At 68.5% G+C, this 15,838-nt stretch carries 13 protein-coding genes; 4 read left to right on the top strand and 9 right to left on the bottom strand.

Annotated features, from left to right (window positions below):
* Nucleotides 1-154 precede the first annotated feature (154 nt).
* Nucleotides 155-919: a DeoR/GlpR family DNA-binding transcription regulator gene (locus tag ACXJKM_RS04825; RefSeq protein ID WP_457350624.1), complete on the top strand. Its 765-nt coding sequence runs from the start codon at nucleotides 155-157 to the stop codon at nucleotides 917-919.
* A 97-nt stretch (nucleotides 920-1,016) separates the two neighbouring features.
* On the opposite strand, the gene ACXJKM_RS04820 is transcribed toward ACXJKM_RS04825, so the two are convergent.
* The 9 genes from ACXJKM_RS04820 to ACXJKM_RS04780 form a co-directional block, all read right to left on the bottom strand.
* The gene (locus ACXJKM_RS04820; protein WP_457350622.1) at nucleotides 1,017-2,420 is read right to left on the bottom strand and encodes a HipA domain-containing protein; all 1,404 of its coding nucleotides are present in this window, start codon (nucleotides 2,418-2,420) and stop codon (nucleotides 1,017-1,019) included.
* A complete protein-coding gene (locus tag ACXJKM_RS04815; RefSeq protein ID WP_457350620.1) occupies nucleotides 2,417-2,719 on the bottom strand; it encodes a helix-turn-helix domain-containing protein in 303 nt (100 codons plus the stop codon). Before ACXJKM_RS04815 ends, ACXJKM_RS04820 begins: the two co-directional genes overlap by 4 nt.
* Nucleotides 2,720-3,000: 281 nt before the next feature.
* Nucleotides 3,001-4,140, bottom strand: a complete 1,140-nt coding sequence (locus tag ACXJKM_RS04810) for an MFS transporter (RefSeq protein WP_056205607.1) — start codon at nucleotides 4,138-4,140, stop codon at nucleotides 3,001-3,003.
* The gene (locus ACXJKM_RS04805; RefSeq protein ID WP_457350618.1) at nucleotides 4,137-4,598 is read right to left on the bottom strand and encodes a thioredoxin family protein; all 462 of its coding nucleotides are present in this window, start codon (nucleotides 4,596-4,598) and stop codon (nucleotides 4,137-4,139) included. The genes ACXJKM_RS04810 and ACXJKM_RS04805 overlap by 4 nt, the downstream gene beginning before the upstream one ends.
* Nucleotides 4,599-4,668: 70 nt before the next feature.
* Nucleotides 4,669-5,631 (bottom strand): extracellular catalytic domain type 1 short-chain-length polyhydroxyalkanoate depolymerase, encoded by a 963-nt coding sequence (locus ACXJKM_RS04800; RefSeq protein WP_457322515.1) that lies wholly within the window; start codon nucleotides 5,629-5,631, stop codon nucleotides 4,669-4,671.
* Nucleotides 5,632-5,635: 4 nt separating this feature from the next.
* Nucleotides 5,636-7,012, bottom strand: a complete 1,377-nt coding sequence (locus ACXJKM_RS04795) for an efflux transporter outer membrane subunit (protein ID WP_457350616.1) — start codon at nucleotides 7,010-7,012, stop codon at nucleotides 5,636-5,638.
* Complete coding sequence (locus tag ACXJKM_RS04790) at nucleotides 7,009-10,164, bottom strand: efflux RND transporter permease subunit (RefSeq protein WP_457350614.1); 3,156 nt, start codon at nucleotides 10,162-10,164, stop codon at nucleotides 7,009-7,011. The genes ACXJKM_RS04795 and ACXJKM_RS04790 overlap by 4 nt, the downstream gene beginning before the upstream one ends.
* 6 nt (nucleotides 10,165-10,170) lie before the next feature.
* Nucleotides 10,171-11,373: an efflux RND transporter periplasmic adaptor subunit gene (locus ACXJKM_RS04785; protein ID WP_457350612.1), complete on the bottom strand. Its 1,203-nt coding sequence runs from the start codon at nucleotides 11,371-11,373 to the stop codon at nucleotides 10,171-10,173.
* A 146-nt stretch (nucleotides 11,374-11,519) separates the two neighbouring features.
* Nucleotides 11,520-12,752 carry a multifunctional CCA addition/repair protein gene (locus ACXJKM_RS04780; RefSeq protein WP_457350610.1) on the bottom strand — a complete coding sequence of 411 codons (1,233 nt, stop codon included), beginning with the start codon at nucleotides 12,750-12,752 and terminating at the stop codon, nucleotides 11,520-11,522.
* Between the two features lie 106 nt (nucleotides 12,753-12,858).
* On the opposite strand from ACXJKM_RS04780, the gene fghA reads away from it, so the two are divergent.
* From fghA to ACXJKM_RS04765, 3 genes are all read left to right on the top strand, one after another.
* On the top strand, nucleotides 12,859-13,683 hold the full coding sequence (gene fghA, locus ACXJKM_RS04775) for an S-formylglutathione hydrolase (protein WP_457350608.1): 825 nt from the start codon (nucleotides 12,859-12,861) through the stop codon (nucleotides 13,681-13,683).
* Nucleotides 13,684-13,797: 114 nt separating this feature from the next.
* Nucleotides 13,798-15,129, top strand: coding sequence for a dicarboxylate/amino acid:cation symporter (locus ACXJKM_RS04770; RefSeq protein WP_457322886.1), 1,332 nt, complete (start codon nucleotides 13,798-13,800; stop codon nucleotides 15,127-15,129).
* A gap of 33 nt (nucleotides 15,130-15,162) precedes the next feature.
* Nucleotides 15,163-15,765 (top strand): TetR/AcrR family transcriptional regulator, encoded by a 603-nt coding sequence (locus tag ACXJKM_RS04765; protein WP_457322887.1) that lies wholly within the window; start codon nucleotides 15,163-15,165, stop codon nucleotides 15,763-15,765.
* Nucleotides 15,766-15,838: the final 73 nt, after the last annotated feature.

The following is a 15,838-nucleotide window of genomic DNA, read 5'->3' as shown; positions in this document are numbered from 1 at the left end:
AGTCGCGCCATGGATGTTCGATTTTGTTCGTATGCGTTCGAAGTTTTTCTTTTTAAGCCACAAGCGAACGCTGCGCAAGAGCAAATCCACCCCTATGGAACATCTCGGCGCGCCTTTACGCTGAACCTCCAAACTTGAACCCAGCCTTGCGCGCATGATCCCCAACCCTCGACAAGCCCTGCTGATCCAGGAGGTGCGCAATCGCGGCGCGGTCTCGGTGGAGGCCTTGGCGGAACAGTTCGGCGTGACGCTGCAAACGGTGCGTCGCGACGTGAAGCAGCTCGCCGCTTCAGGCCTGCTCGCGCGCTTTCACGGCGGCGTGCGCATGCCCACCTCGACGACCGAGAACATCGCGTACCGGCAGCGCCAGCAGCTCAACGAGCACAGCAAGCAGCGCATCGCGCGGGCCATCGCGGCGGTCGTGCCGCAAGACTGCTCGCTGATCATCAACATCGGCACGACGGCCGAGGCGGTTGCGCGCGAGCTGATGAACCACAAGGGCCTGCGCGTSATCACSAACAACCTCAATGTCGCCGCCATCCTGAGCGACAACCCCGCCTGCGAGGTCATCGTGGCGGGTGGCGTGGTGCGGTCCCGCGACCGGGGCATCGTCGGCGAAGCCACGGTGGACTTCATCAGCCAGTTCAAGGTGGACATCGGGCTGATCGGCATTTCCGGCATCGAGGACGACGGCACCTTGCGCGACTTCGACTATCGCGAGGTCAAGGTGGCGCGGGCGATCATCGAGCACTCGCGGCAGGTGTGGCTGGCGGCCGATCATTCGAAGTTCAACCGGCCGGCCATGGTCAAGCTGGCCAGGCTCGACGAGGTCGACATGCTGTTCACCGACCAGGTGCCGCCAGCGCCGTTTCCAGCCCTGCTAGCGGAAGCGGGGGTGCAGTGCGAGGTGGCGCCTTGAGATGGAGCTCAAAGGCAAAGAGGCACAGAGGCAAGGCATGAAGGCTGCTTCGCGGTGCCTCTGTGCCCCTGTGGTCAGCGCCGCGAACTCCAAGGCGTCACAGAAACTCAGGTTTCATCTTGGACGCCTCGTCCGCGAGCTTGGTCAACCGGGTGGCCTGTCCCACGACGAAATCACGGAGTTGGCCTGCAAAGGCGCGCTCACTGTCGTCGATGTAGTCGTCCGCCAAGGCCTGTGCCAGCGTGTGTTCCACCACCAGTTTGGCCAGCCGTGCGGCCTCGCGTTTCATTAGCTTCCTGTCGACCCCGCATCGCTGCGCAAAGTCGGCCAGCTGAAACGCTCCTACCTCTTCCAGCGAGAAGGCATCGCCCCAGGCCATGGCCAACTGGTGGTCGATGCCTGCGTACTGAACCACACTGACCAGGTCATACCAGGGCGCCGGGTCCAGTCCCTCGCGTCGCACGAAGAACGAGAAGTTCTTGCCGTGCGCGTCGCAGTTGCCGATCAGGAATTGGAACAGGGCCCACCTCAGCAGGGTCATGCGTGCCACGGCCTTGTTGACGGTCTGCTCCACGCGTTCGAACAGCATTTGGAAACTCACGCCCTCCCGGATGTTGCGGACGTGCGCGCCACTCCCCAGGTTCCGCTCGTACTTGAAGCTCTCGGGCAGGTCCGAGGCCTGACAGGCGTCGATGATGTGCAGGCGCCGCACGGTGGGCTCGTTGGCGCCATGCGCGGCACCGTCTCCGGCGCCTTGCACGACAACCCGGTCGAAGCGGCGGACGACGAGTACCGGCCGTGGTGTCCGATAGATGCCGACCTCCGCGACGGGCAGCTTCATGCGCCGCGCCAATGACATGCAGAAGTGTTCGTTGACGACGAGATGCGGTGTCACACCACGCGCGGGGTCGGGCTTGAGGATGTGAGTCGATGCCAGGGGCGGCTCGACCAGGAACAGACGTCCTGCGTCGCTCAGCGGGCGGTCCAGGTAGACCATCAACTTGTCTTGCACGCCCGCGATGGACATGCGGACCTTGCCATCCCAGACGGCCAGCGGAATCTGGTCGCGCTCGGCAATTCGTTGGTCCAGTTCTTCGCGGGGCACCTCACGCGGCGGCGCGGCGGCGACGGCCGGTGGCACGTCATCCGAGCGCCAGAATCGGAACGCCCCGGTGGTCTCGGTCCCAAGTGCGCTGATGAGGGCGTAGATGTTCGACTTGGAGACGCGGTAGGTCGTGGCCGCGATGTCGAGCGCGCGGCCTTCGGGCAGCAGGTTCTCCACGAAGCGCTTCACGGCACCGACGGCATAGCCGTCGGCCGGGGGTTGCAAGGGCAGCGCAGGCGACAGCGGAAACGCTCCCGGCGCCGCGACCCAGTTCGCTTCGTAGTCCAGCGACCACCGGTCGTTCAGGGCCTCATAGCCCAGCGTCGCGACCTTCTGGCCGTCGGCCCAGAGGTTGAGCGCATGCGGGGCAACTGGGACGTCGGCGGCCGAGTTCATGGCTGCTCCGGAGGCTCGACTCCGGGACGCGAGACGGACTGCATCGTTGGGTGGTCCTTGGGGCCGAGCACGAGGGCGAGCCCCAGGCTGTCCAACACCGCCAGCAGCTTGTCCAGTCGCACGGAGCCCTTGCCGTTCTCGAGGCGGGAGAGCAGGTCGACGGAGACGCCGCTCAAAGAGGCCGCATCGTCGATGCGCAGCGACTGTGCCCGACGACGGGCTCGGATGGCCGGGCCGAGGGCGCCGGCATCCACGACGCGCAGGAGTTCGGGTGGCGGGGCGGTAGGGTTGGAAGTCATTTCGGAATTCCCGGGATGAGGCGCTCCGGACGATGTCGGAGGGCCGAATTTCTTGAATTCCGAAATCATGCCACAGCTGTGGCTTTTACAACTTCAAATTCATTAAATTCCGAAACTGTCTCGCTATCTTCGGTCATACCAGCTTGATGCCTTAAATTCCGAAACGAGTTTGCCCGCCATGCGACAGCATAAGGGCGAGCTCACCGCGCGCATCAAGTGGCCCAAGCCGGCCGGTCGTGGGTAGATGACCCCGCCCCGGTTTCGTCCTGCTGCGCCCGGCGTCAGGCCCCGCGCATTGCCCGCTTCGCCGACAGCGCCATGAAGACGGCGAACACGACGACGACGACCAGGCCGGCGGTCAGCGACGAATGCTCGGCGATCAGCCCGATCAGCGGCGGGCCGGCCATCATGCCCAGGTAGCCGACGCCCGACACGGCCGCGATGCCGTGGGCCGAAGACACGCCGGGCACTTGTGACGCCGCGCTGAAGATCACCGGCACGACGTTGGACAGGCCCAGCCCCACCAGCGCGAAACCGATCAGCGCCACGACGGGTGAGGGCAGGGCCAACGCCAGCGCCATGCCGGCGGCGCCGAGTACGCCGCTGGCCCGCATCAGCTTCGTGCCCGACATGCGCGCTCGCACCCAGTCACCGCCGAACCGGCCCACGGCCATCGCGCCGCTGAAGCTGGCGTAGGCGAGGGCCGCGGTGCTGGGCTCGCTGCCGCGCTCCTGCTTCATGAAGAGCACGCTCCAGTCGTACATCGCGCCCTCGGCGATCAAGCCCATGGACGCCAGCACGCCCAGCAGCAGCAGCGGGCCACGCGGAATGCTCAGCGGTCGCTTTTCGTCGGCCGCACCGGGCTCGACGGGCAGCATCGCGCGGCTGGCCACCAACGCGCAGACGGCACCCAGGCCGGTGGCCACGAAGAGATGGCCCTGCGGCGTGAGGCCCAGCGCCGGCGCGACGCTGCCCAGGCCCGCGCCTGCCATGCCGCCGAGGCTGAACATGCCGTGGAAGCCGCTCATCAGCGGCCGCTTGGACAGGCGCTCGATCTCGGTCGCCTCGACGTTGACCGACACATCGAGCAGGCTGCCCGTGATGCCGAAGCCGAGCATGACGACGAGCAGCGCCGCATAGGACGAGAACGCCAGCAGGCAGGCGACGCTGGCGCAACACAGCACGCCCATGGTGGCGGCCACGGCGCTGGGGCCGAAGCGGCCGACGATGCGGCCCGCCTGGGCCAGGGCCAGCAGCGCGCCGACGCCGCCGGCCAGCATGGCCAATGCCAGGGTTTGCTCGCCCAGCCCGTAATGGGCCTTGACGGTGGGCACATGCACGCCCCAGGTGGCGAACATCACGCCCAGCACGAAGAACTGCGTGCGCAGGGCCCACGAGGCGCCGGTCAGGGAGACCGTCACTTGGCCGAGGCAGTCACGCGGCTGAAGAAGTCGTAGACGCCCTGGTCGCCCATCTTGCGGGCGTCGGCCAGCTCGCCGCCTTCTGTGGCGTAGATCAGCTTGCCCTGAGGCGACAGCACGGCGACGGCGGGGATGCCCTTCTTCAGCGGCACGCGATAGCCCTCGGCAATGTCGACATTGCGGTCAAAGCGGCCGACGTCGACCTTGACCACCTTGAAGCTCTTGGCGATCAGCGGCGCGCTCGGGCCGTGCTTGAAGCTGTTGTCCAGCATGCGGCAGTCACCGCACCAGTTGGCGCCGAAGACGACCAGCACGGGCAGCTTGGCCTTCTCGGCCTCGGCCAGCGTGGCCTTGATGGCAGCCTTGGCGTCGACGCCTTCGTCGTAGATGGCCGGCGGGCCGCCGGCGGTGGCGCAAAGGCTGGTGGCAACGAGGAGGGCGGTGGTCAGGAAACGCATGGCGGTGGGAGCGGCATTGGTTCGTGCAGCGCAGTATGGGTCAGAAAATTGGAAGCGATTCCAGCAGGGTCTAGCGTGAGGCCTGCTCGAAGAAGCGCCAGATCACGTCATTGGCGTCCAGCGCCTGTGAGGCCGCCTCCTTGCCGCGGCGCACGCTTTGCGCGCCGGGCCAGGAATGGCCGCCGGTCTCGGTGACGCAGAGCTGCACGCTGACGCCGCCGCTGCAGCCGCTGTAGGTCTCGCAGGTGGCGCCGGGCTTGTCGAGCACGCGCTGCGGCGGCACCGCGCAGTGGTCGCGCTGCACCCAGCGCGAGATCGTCTCGGGCACGGAGATGAAGCTCATGACCTTGCTCTCGTCGCGGAAGGCGCCTTGGCCGGCGCCGCCGTTGAAGAGCACATGGTCATCATCCTTGGCGTGGATGTGCAGCACGGCGATGGGCTTGCTCGGCGCGCAGCTGGCGGTGGCATCGGTGCCGGCGACCGAAGCGACGGCGCGGAACACGTCGGCAGCCTCGCAGGCCAGGCGGTGGCTGAGCATGCCACCGTTGGACATGCCGGTGGCGAAGACGCGGCTGGCGTCGATGCTGTATTTTTCCTTGATCGCCATGACGGTGGCGCGGACGAAGGCGACGTCGTCCACATTGCGGTCGCGCGCGTCGCCGCAGCAGCCGCCGGCGTTCCAGGTGGCGAACTTCCCACCCGGCAGCTTGCTGTAGCCATTGGGGAAGGCGACGACGAAGCCGGCCTGGTCGGCCTTCTTCTGCAAGCCGTATTTCTCGTCGTCGGCCATGTACCCGGCATGGCCGCCGCCGCCGTGGAAGGCCAGCACCAGCGGCGCGGGGCGGCTGGCGTCATAACCCGTCGGCAGATGGACCAGCACCTTGCGGCCCTGCACCTGCAGCTCCTGCAGGCCGCCGCCCTTGTCGGCGCGGCGCTCCTCGATGCGGGCCTTGATGCGTTCTCGCAGCGTCCCTTGGGCCTGCGCCGTTGGCAGCAGCGCCAGCAGGACAAGGGCAAGCGCCAGCCCGCGCATGGGGTCAGCCTCCGCCGCCCAAGGCACGGTACAGCGCCACCAGGTTCTGCGCGCGCTGGCTTTGCACCTGCACCAGGGTCTGCTGGGCCGCGAACAGCGAGCGCTGTGCGTCCAACCGGTCCAGGGCGCTGGAGACACCGGCCGTGTAGCGCTGCTCGGCCGCGTTCAGGCGGCGAGTCTCGGCTTCCACCTGGGCAGCCAGTGCGGCGCGCTGTTCGGCCAGCGTGGCGCGGCCCGCGAGGCTGTCGGCGACCTCGCGGAAGGCGGTCTGGATGGCCTTCTCGTACTGGGCCAGCGCAATGTCCCGCGACGCACGTGCTCCGGCCAGGTTGGCGCGGTTGCGGCCGGCGTCGAAGAGGGGCTGGATCAGCTGCGGCGCAAAGCTCCAGGCCGAGTTCTTGAACAGGTCGGACAGATGGCCGCTGGCCGTGCCGACGCTGCCGGTCAGCGTGATGCGCGGCCAGAAGGCGGCGCGGGCGGCATCGATGTTGGCGTCCGTTGCGCCGAGCTGGAACTCGGCCTGGCGGATGTCGGGCCGGCGTGTCAGCACCTCGCTGGGCACCCCGGCGGGCAACTCGGCCAGGGGCTCGAAGTCCGCCAGGTCGCCGGTGGGCGCGGGCAGGTCGGCCGGCAGCGGGCCGCCGATCAGCAGGGCCAGCGCGTTCTCGTCCAGCGCGCGCTGGCGCTGAGCCTGGGCCAGCACGGCGCGGGCTGCCTGCCAGGAGGACTCGGCCGAGCGCAGGTCCAGCTCGCCTGAGACGCCGCCTTCGAAGCGCTGGCGGGTCAGCGACAGCGACTGCTCGCGTGTGGCGAGGGCGTCGCGCGTGATCTTGAGCAGGGCCTCGTCGGCCTGCAGCGCGATCTCGGTATTGGCGACGCTCGCCACCAGCGCCGTGCGCACCGCCTGCTGGTTGGACTGCGCCGCCAGCACCTGTGCGGCGGCCGCGGCGCTCAGGCCACGCAGGCGGCCGAACAGGTCCAGCTCATAGGCCGAGACCTGCAGGCCGGCCTGGTAGACGCTGTTGATGCCGCCAGCCGCCGTCGGCGTGCGCGAGCCGCTGATGCCGGCGTTGACGGTGGGCCAGAGGTCGGCATCGCGCGCCGAAGCGGTGGCGCGGGCGCTCTCGATGTTGAGCACCGCGACGCGCAGGTCGCGGTTGTTGGCCAGGGCCAGCGGGATCAGCTTTTGCAGCCGCGCGCCCTTGAAGGCCTGGGCCCAGGGCAACTCGGTGGCGGCCGTCGCGCCAGGGCCACCGGCTTGCGGAAAGGCTTGCGGCACGGCTGCGGCCGCGGCTTCCGAGGCAACCGGGCGCTTGGGCTCGGGGCCGGCGCAGGCGGCCAGCAGCGCCGCGAGGGCGATCAGCGAGAGAGACGTCTTCATGCCTGGCCTCCCGTGTCGTCCTCGGCCTCGTGGGCATCGCGCTTGCGCTGCCGCTCGCTGCCCGGGAAGAAACGGCGCACGACGACGAAGAACACCGGCACGAAGAACACGGCCAGTGCCGTGGCCGTCAACATGCCGCCCAACACGCCGGTGCCGATGGCACGCTGGCTGGCCGAGCCCGCGCCGCTGGCGAGCACCAGCGGCAGCACGCCCAGCATGAAGGCCAGCGAGGTCATGATGATGGGGCGAAAGCGCAGGTGGGCGGCTTCGCGCACCGCGTCGAACACGCTCTTGCCGTGGGCCTGCAGGTCCTTGGCGAACTCGATGATCAGCACGGCGTTCTTGGCCGACAGGCCGATGATGGTGATCATGCCGACCTTGAAATAGACGTCGTTCTCAAGGCCTCGGAAGGTCGCGCCCAGCACGACGCCCAGCACGCCCAGCGGCACCACGAGGACGACGGCGAGCGGGATGCTCCAGCTCTCGTACAGCGCCGCCAGGCACAGGAACACGGCCAGCAGCGAGAAGCCGAACAGGATGAAGGCGGTGGAGCCGGAGAGCTTTTCCTCGCGCGACTGGCCGGTCCATTCGTAGCCGAAACCGTCGGGCAGGGTGGCCGCGATCTTCTCCATCTCGGCGATGGCCACGCCCGTGGACACGCCCTTGGCCGGCTCGCCCAGGATGCGCATGGCCGAGTAGCCGTTGTAGCGCACGGTCTGCATGGCGCCGGTGACCCACTTGCTGGTCGAGAAGGCGCTCAGAGGCACCGGCTGGCCGGCGTTGTTGAGCACGTTGAGCCGGGCGAGGTCCTCGGGCTGCATGCGCGCGGGCGCATCGGCCTGCACGATGACGCGCTGCAGGCGGCCGGTGTTGGGGAAGTCGTTCACGTAGGTGGACCCCAGCGACGTGCCCAGCACCGCGTTGACGGCGCCAATGTTCACGCCCAGCGCCTGCGCACGGTCGCGGTCGATGCTGAGCTCCAGCTGCGCGGCGTCCTCCAGGCCGTCGGGGCGCACGGCGTTCAGCAGCGGGTTCTTGGCCGCGGCGCCCAGCAGTTGGTTGCGCGCGGCCAGCAGTTCGGCGCGCGTGTGGCCGCTGCGGTCCTGCAGGCGGAAGGCGAAGCCGTTGGCGCGGCCCAGATCGCGAATGGGCGGCGGGCTGGTCGGGAAGATGATGGCGTCGCGCACCTTGCTCAGCGCCCCGAAGGCGCGGGCGGCCAGGCCTTGCGCGGAGTGCTCGGGGCCGTGGCGCTCGTCCCAGGGCTTGAGCGTGACGAAGGCCAGGCCTGCGTTCTGCCCCGCGCCCGAGAAGCTGAAGCCGACGACGCCGACCATGCTCTCCACCTCGGGCTGCTTGAGCATGTAGTCCTCGACCTGCTTCACGACATTCAGCGTGCGGGCTTGGGTGGCGCCCGGCGGCAGCTGGATGTTGACGAGGATGTTGCCCTGGTCCTCGTTGGGCACGAAGGAGGTGGGCAGCTTCTGGAACACCAGCACGGCCGCCGCGATGACGGCCGCGTAGACCACAGCCATGCGCGCGCCGCGGTAGATGAACTTGGACACCCAGCCCTCGTAGCCCTTGGCCGTGCGCGTGAAGCCGCGGTTGAACCAGCCGAAGAAGCCGCGCTTCTCCAGGTGGTGGCCGGCCTCCACGGGCTTGAGCAGCGTGGCGCACAGCGCCGGCGTCAGCGACAGCGCAAGGAAGGCCGAGAAGGCGATGGASSTGACCATCACCGCCGAGAACTGGCGGTAGATGTTGCCGATAGAGCCCGAGAAGAAGGCCAGCGGCACGAACACCGAGATCAGCACCACCGTCACGCCGACGATGGCGCCGGAGATCTGCCCCATGGCCTTGCGCGTGGCCTTGAGGGGGGACAGCCCCTCTTCGCTCATGACTCGCTCGACGTTCTCCACCACGACGATGGCGTCGTCCACCACGATACCGATCACCAGCACCATGCCGAACATCGTCAACACGTTGATGGAGAAGCCCAGGGCCAGCAGCGTGGCAAAGCTGCCCAGCAGCGCGATGGGCACGACCAGCGTGGGGATGATGGTGTAGCGGATGTTCTGCAGGAACAGGAACATCACGAGGAACACCAGCGCCACGGCCTCCACCAGCGTCTCGACGACCTGCGAGATGGAGATGTCGATGAACAGCGAGCTGTCGTAGGGGATGGTGGCCTTCACGCCCGCCGGGAAATAGGGCTCCAGCTGCTTGAGCCGCTGCTTGATGAGCTTGGCCGTCTGCAGCGCATTGGCTGCAGGGGCGAGCTGCACGCCCACGCCGGCCGAGGGATTGCCGTTCAGTCGCGTGGAGCGGCCGGTGTAGCTGTCGGCGCCCAGCTCGATGCGGGCCACGTCCTTGAGCCGCACGGTGGAGCCGTCGGCGTTGGCGCGCAGGATGATGTTGCCGAACTGCTCCACGTTCGTGAGCTGGCCGCGCACGACGACCGTGGCCGCGACCGGTTGGCCGGGCACATTGGGCAGGTCGCCGATGGAGCCGGAGCTGACCTGGGCGTTCTGTGCCTGGATGGCCGCGTTGACGTCGGCCGGCGCGAGTCGGAAGCCCACGAGCTTGGCCGGGTCCAGCCAGATGCGCATGGCGCGCTCGGTGCCGAACAGCAGGCCCTGGCCCACGCCGGGCACGCGCTGGATCTCGGGCAGTACGGTGCGCGAGGCGTAGTCGCCCAGCGCGATGGGGTCGAAGGCCGGGTTGCTGCTCGACAGGATGATGAAGAGCAGGAAGTTGGGGTTGGCCTTGTCGACGCGCACGCCCTGCTGGATGACGGCCTGCGGCAGGCGCGGCTGGGCACGTGCGTAGCGGTTCTGCACGTCCACCTGGGCCAGGTCGGGGCTGGTGGCCGGGTCGAAGCTCATCGTGATGGAGCCGGTGCCGTCGGCTTGGGCGACGGCTTCCATGTAGATCAGGCCGGGCGAGCCGTTCATCTCGCGCTCGATGACGCTGATTACCGAGTCCTCCAGCGTCTGTGCCGAGGCGCCGGGGTAGCTGACCGACAGCACGATGGACGGCGGCGCCACCGGCGGGTACTGCGCGATCGGCAGCTGCGTGACCGCGACGATGCCGATGACCGTGATGAACAGGGCGATGACCCACGCGAAGATGGGCCGGTTGATGAAGAACTGCGCCATGTGGGGTCAGGCCTTCGAGGCGGCCGATGCAGGCGCTGCGGCCGGTGCCGATGCTGCTGCTGGCGCCCATGGCACCGGGCGGGCCTTGCCGCCGGCCTTGGCCTTCTGCAGGCCGTCCACGATGACCTTCTCGCCGGCCTTCAGGCCACTCAGCACCAGCGCGTTGCCGCCCTGGGCCGGGCCCAGCTTGACGGGCCGCGCGCTGACGCCGCCGTCGTCGGCCACCACCAGCACGGTCTCGCCGGTCGCGCCGCGCGCCACCGCTTGTGCCGGCAGCCAGACGGCGTCACTGACCTCGGCCTGGGCCAGGCGCACGCGCACATACAGGCCAGGCAGCAGCAGGCCCTTGGGGTTGGGCAGCTCGGCGCGCAGCGTGATCTGGCCGGTGGCGGCGTCCACGCTCAAGTCCGAGAACAGCAGCTTGCCGGTCTCGGCGTAGACGCTGCCGTCCTCGAGCAGCACCTGCACGCGTGCGGCGTCCTTGCCGCCCGCACGTTGCAGCTTGCCATCGGCCAGCGCCTGGCGCAGCCGCATCACCTCGGCGGCCGACTGCGTGAAGTTGACATAGAGCTTGTCGATCTGCTGCACGATGGCCAGCGGCGTGGCCTCGCCCTGGCCCACCAATGCGCCTTCAGTGACCAGGGCGCGGCCGATGCGGCCCGAGATGGGCGAGGTGACGGCGGCATAGCCGAGGTTGATCTGCGCCGTCTGYACGGCGGCCTTGCCGGCAGCCACGTCGGCCTTGGCCTGGCCGGCCGCGGCCTGGGCGCTCAGCGCCTCCTGYTGGCTGACGGCCTGGGTCTTGGCCAGCGGTGCATAGCGGTCCGCCAGCGACTGGGCCTGCAGCAGATTGGCTTCGGCGCGTGCGAGCGTGGCCTGAGCGCTGGCGAGGGAGGCGCGGTAGGGCGCGGCGTCGATCTCGAACAGCGCCTGGCCGGCCTTGACGTCGCTGCCCTCAGTGAAGAGGCGCTTGTTCAGGATGCCGGCGGCGCGGGCGCGCACCTGGGCGACGCGGAAGGCCTCCAGCCGACCGGGCAGTTCGGCGGCGAGGTCGGCACGGCCCGGCGTGACGGTGACGACGCCCACTTCGGGCGGCGGCGGCGTGGCCACCGCAGTCTGGCTGTTGGACTGGCCGCAACCGCCCAGTGCCATGCCCAGTGCCACCAAGATGCCCAGCCGAGCGCTGCTACCCCATGCCAACTTCATCATTGCGTCCTGTTCGACTTGCTTCTCGACGGCCCGCTCCGGCGCCGACTCTGGCGCCGGGAGCAAAACCACTGACTTTAGCCATGCGATCGCTTTCACGCCGGTGAAGCAACGCAAAGCCCTGAGGCGGGCTTGGGCGTCACAGGGCCCTAACTAACGCTGGCATTGAGCGCCGCCAGCCGCGCGCGCTGCACGGCGCGGCCGATGTCCGGCCCCTTGGCGCCGCGCGCAATGGCCTCGGCGCTCGCGGCGGCGAGGTCGACCTTCAGCGTCGCCGCCAGGTCGGCAGCGAGGCGCTCGCGCTGCGGGTAGTCGCGGTCCTCCAGCCCGAGGCGGCCGCGGGCGTCGCATTCGCAGGCCCACAGCATCTCGGCAAAACGCTCGGGCCGGCGCCAGGCGTCGCAGCGCTCCAGCAGGCGCAACCGCGCTTCGGCGCTGAACCCCTGGCTCTGGTGCACATGGGTGTGCTCGCGGGCGACCAGCTCGGCCAGCTCGCGGCAGTCGGTGGGCACCTTCCAGCGCGCGCTGACCTTGCGGGCCAAGTCTTCGCTGCGCTTCTCATGGGCGATGTGGCGCGGCAGCTCTTCCTTGCGCGTCGTGCCCTTGCCGAGGTCGTGGCACAGGCAGGCGTAGCGCACGGTCAGCGGCGCCTTCAGCCGGGCGCATTGGTCCAGCACCATCAGCAGATGGATGCCGGTGTCGACCTCGGGATGGTGGGCCTCGGGCTGCGGCACGCCGAACAGGGCCTCCACTTCGGGCAGCAGCCGCGCTAACGCGCCAGCCTGGCGCAGCACCTCGAACATGCGCGACGGCTTGTTCTCCATCAGGCCGCGCGACAGCTCCTGCCAGACGCGTTCGGCCACCAGCGCATCCACCTCGCCGGCCGCGACCATGGCGCGCATCAGCTCGACGGTCTCGGGCGCGACCGTGAAGTCCGCAAAGCGCGCCGCAAAGCGGGCCAGGCGCAGGATGCGCACCGGGTCCTCGGCAAAGGCGGGCGACACATGGCGCAGCACTTTGTCGCGGATGTCACGCTGGCCGTCGTGGGGGTCGACGAGGCGCCCCTGCTCGTCCTGGGCCATTGCGTTGATCGTCAGGTCGCGGCGCGCCAGGTCCTGCTCCAGCGTCACGTCGGGCGCGGCATGGAAGGCGAAGCCGTGATAGCCGGCGGCTGTCTTGCGCTCGGTGCGGGCCAGGGCCACTTCCTCGCGCGTGTCGGGGTGCAGGAAGACGGGGAAGTCCTTGCCSACGGGCAGRTAGCCGGCTGCAGCCAAGTCCTGCGGCGACGCGCCGACGACGACCCAGTCATGGTCCTTGACGGGCAGGCCGAGCAGGCGGTCGCGGATGGCGCCGCCGACGAGATAGGTCTGGAATTGGGACATCCTGCGAATTCTGCGGCCACACTGTGGGCATGAAGCCCCCACGTCAACTTCGTTTCCTGCCCCCCGAGGGGGCGTCAGTGCCCTTCGGGCGGCCGGGCGGGCACTGATGCAGATCCTGAGCGAACACCGCTGCTTTGGCGGCATCCAGCGCTTCCACCAGCACGACTCGGCCGAGATTGGCCTGCCCATGCGCTTCGGGCTCTTCCTGCCGCCGCAGCCCAAGGCGCTGCTGGTGTTTCTTGCGGGCCTGACCTGCAACGAGGAGACCTTCGCGATCAAGGCCGGCGCGCAGGCGCTGGCGGCCGAGCTGGGCCTGGCCCTGCTGACGCCCGACACCAGCCCGCGCGGTGCCGGCGTGGCAGGCGAGAGCGAGGCCTGGGATTTCGGCGTCGGCGCGGGCTTCTATCTCGATGCGACGCGCGAGCCGTGGGCCAAACACTGGCGCATGGAGAGCTGGCTGATGCGAGAGCTGCTGCCGCTGGTGCAGCGCGAAACCGGGCTCGCGCGCGTCGGCCTGTTCGGTCACTCCATGGGAGGCCATGGCGCGCTGACTCTGGCGTTGCGCCATCCCGGCCGCTTCGCGTCACTGTCGGCCTTTGCGCCCATCGCCGCACCCATGCAATGCCCCTGGGGCCAGAAAGCCTTCAGTGGCTATCTCGGCGAGGACCGGGCCGCCTGGGCTGCCCACGACGCCAGCGCGTTGATGCAGTCACAGGCCAGCGCCCCTTACCCGGAGGGCATCCTCATCGACCAGGGCCAGGCCGACAAATTCCTGGCCGAGCAACTGCACCCCGAAGCCTTCGAGGCCGCCTGCGCCGCCAAGGGTCAACCCTTGACCCTGCGCCGCCATGCCGGCTACGACCATGGCTACTACTTCATCGCCAGCTTCATGGGCGACCACCTGCGCCACCACGCGAGCCAATTGTTCTAGGGGGTTGGGCGCCGGCTTTGCAATTCTTGTGGGAAGCCACAGTCGCCGCCGCCGGCCTTCGCACCTAAGCTGCCGCCGAAGCCAGTTCCGCTCGAAGAACTGATGGAGACACGCATGCAAGCTGCCACCGGCCGCCAGCCTTTCTACCGCTCGCTGTACCTGCAGGTCATCACAGCCATCCTCATCGGCGTGCTGATCGGCCACTTCTGGCCACAGACGGGCGAGGCRCTCAAGCCGCTGGGCGACGGCTTCATCAAGCTGATCAAGATGATCATCGCGCCCATCATCTTCTGCACGGTGGTGGTGGGCATCGCCGGCATGGAGGACATGAAGCGTGTCGGCAAGACCGGCGGCTATGCGCTGCTGTACTTCGAGGCCGTGTCCACCATCGCGCTGATCGTCGGCCTCATCATCGTCAACGTGCTGCAGCCGGGCGACGGCATGCATGTGGACCCCAAGACGCTGGACACCAAGGGCATTGCCGCGTACACCGGGCCGGGCAAGCTGCAAGGCACGGTGGACTTCCTGCTCGCCATCATCCCGACCACGGTGGTGGACGCCTTCGCCAAGGGCGAGATGCTGCAGGTGCTGCTGTTCGCGCTGCTGTTCGGCTTTGCGCTGCACCGCTTCGGCGGGCGTGGCACGCTGGTGTTCGACGTCATCGAGAAAACCTCGCACGTGCTGTTCGCCATCGTCGGCATGATCATGAAGCTTGCGCCCATTGGCGCCTTCGGTGCGATGGCCTTCACCATCGGCAAGTACGGGCTGGGCTCGCTGGTCTCGCTGGCCAAGCTGATGGGTGCCTTCTACGCCACCTGCCTGATCTTCATCTTCATCGTGCTGGGCACCATCGCCAGGCTGCATGGCTTCTCGGTCTGGAAGTTCATCAAGTACATCAAGGAAGAGCTGTTCATCGTGCTGGGCACGTCGTCCAGCGAATCGGTGCTGCCGCGCATGATGGCCAAGCTCGAGAACCTCGGCGTGCGCAAGTCCACCGTCGGCCTCGTCATCCCGACCGGCTATTCCTTCAACCTCGACGGCACCTCCATCTATCTGACGATGGCGGCCGTCTTCATCGCCCAGGCGACCGACACGCCGATGACCCTGATGCAGCAACTGACGCTGCTGGGCGTGCTGCTGCTGACCTCCAAGGGCGCGGCCGGCGTGACGGGCAGCGGCTTCATCGTGCTGGCAGCCACGCTGTCGGCCGTCGGCCATGTGCCGGTCGAGGGGCTGGCGCTGATCCTGGGCATCGACCGCTTCATGTCCGAGGCGCGGGCGCTGACCAACCTGGTGGGCAACGGCGTCGCCACGGTGGTGGTGGGCAAGTGGACGGGTGACCTGGACATGCCTCGACTGCAGGCTGTGCTGGACAACGAGACGCCGGCCGAGGCCGAGGAGCCGGAAGCCGTGCTGGACGCGAAGACCCCGCACATGGCACCCTAGCGGAGGCCCGCACGGTCGTGCTAAATTGCGGGCATGGAAACCCGCAGCGAACGCGCCGAGATCACGCTGGCCGCCATCGTCGGCGCGGCACTCGACATGGCCGTGACCGAGGGGCTGGAGAGCATCAGCATCGGTGAGGTGGCCAAGCGGCTGGACCTGTCCAAGAGCGGCGTGTTTTCGCGCGTGGGCTCGCGCGAGCAACTGCAACTGGCTGTGCTGCTGGAATTCGACAGGCGATTTGTGCAGACCGTCTTCGTGCCCGCCATGAGCGAGGCCCGCGGCCTGCCGCGGCTGCAGGCCGTCATGCGCCGCTGGCTGGCCTGGGCCAGCGACGTCGACCGCCACAAGACCTGCCTCTACACGGCCGGTGCCTTCGAGTATGACGACCGCGAGGGCCCGGTGCGCGAGCACCTGCTGGACGGTGTACTGCGCTGGCGCGCGACGCTGCGGCGCACCGTGCTGCAGGCGGTTGAAGCGGGCCATCTGCGTGCCGACCTCGACGCCGAGCAGATGGTGTTCGAAATGGACGCCATCTTCATCATCCTGCTGCACGACGCCCGCTTCCTGCGCGACCCCGGTGCCGGTGAGCGCGCCGAGCGTGCCTGGCAGCGCCTGCTGAACGACTGCCTTCCCTGATCGATGACGCCTTTGCCCGCTGATCTTCTTCGTTTGCCTTTTCGTCGCACGGTCGTGCGAAATATGGAGCCCC

This window comes from Roseateles sp. P5_D6, assembly GCF_054049415.1.
Note: the sequence above shows the minus strand (reverse complement) of the source record. Positions and strands in the feature narration are given on the sequence as shown.